This is a genomic window from Salinimicrobium oceani (genome assembly GCF_012037645.1).
Map to the genome: position 1 here is coordinate 1 of NZ_JAAVJR010000125.1, position 725 is coordinate 725.

Sequence of the window (725 nt, forward strand, 5' to 3'; positions counted from 1 at the left end):
ATCGAGATTGGCAAAAGGCTCATCAAGAATGACCACTTCGGGCTCCCCAATAAGCGCGGCAACGATTCCCGCCTTTTTTTGATTTCCCTTGGAAAGATCCCGCAGGTATTTATTTCTTCCCAGGATCTCGCCGTTGAAGAAATCCTCAAAATTCTGAAGAAAGGCAGCAACATCTGCTTTATTACGGTTCCGCAGATCTCCCACAAAGTTGAAATATTCCTCGGGGGTGAGGTAGCCAATCAAAAAACTCTCATCGATAAAAGAGGAAGTAAAAGGTTTCCATTCTTCACTCTGACTAACGGTAATCTCATTATTGAAAACATTTCCGGTAGTAGGTTGAATGAGGTCCAACAGAAGGCTGAAAAAAGTGGTTTTTCCCGCGCCGTTATTTCCTACCAAACCAAAACTCTGCCCTCGTGGAATTTCAAGATGTTCAATATTAAGCACACAGGTGCCATTGTAAACTTTCGAAAGATTAGTAACTGTTATCATCTTATTCACCGGTTTGTTTAAAGCCATTGATCATGGCATATTTATTCTTTTTGTATGACTGCGCAAACATGTCCATAATAACACTTATAAACAGGATTCCAATAAAGCCAAGAGCCGCAAGGGTGATCACCGCGACTTCAAAGGAAATAAATTTATTTAGGAGCCAGAATATTATAATAGGAATCACCATAAGCGGAATCGCGATAAGCCACTGTGCTGCTCCCGTACCCTGA

2 protein-coding genes are annotated in these 725 nt (G+C 41.5%); both read right to left on the bottom strand.

The features are described 5' to 3' along the window. A partial coding sequence (locus HC175_RS15810) for an ATP-binding cassette domain-containing protein (protein ID WP_168139391.1) occupies positions 1-492 on the bottom strand: 492 nt, incomplete at its 3' end. A gap of 1 nt (position 493) precedes the next feature. Then, a partial coding sequence (locus tag HC175_RS15815) for a DUF5687 family protein (protein ID WP_235942642.1) occupies positions 494-725 on the bottom strand: 232 nt, incomplete at its 5' end.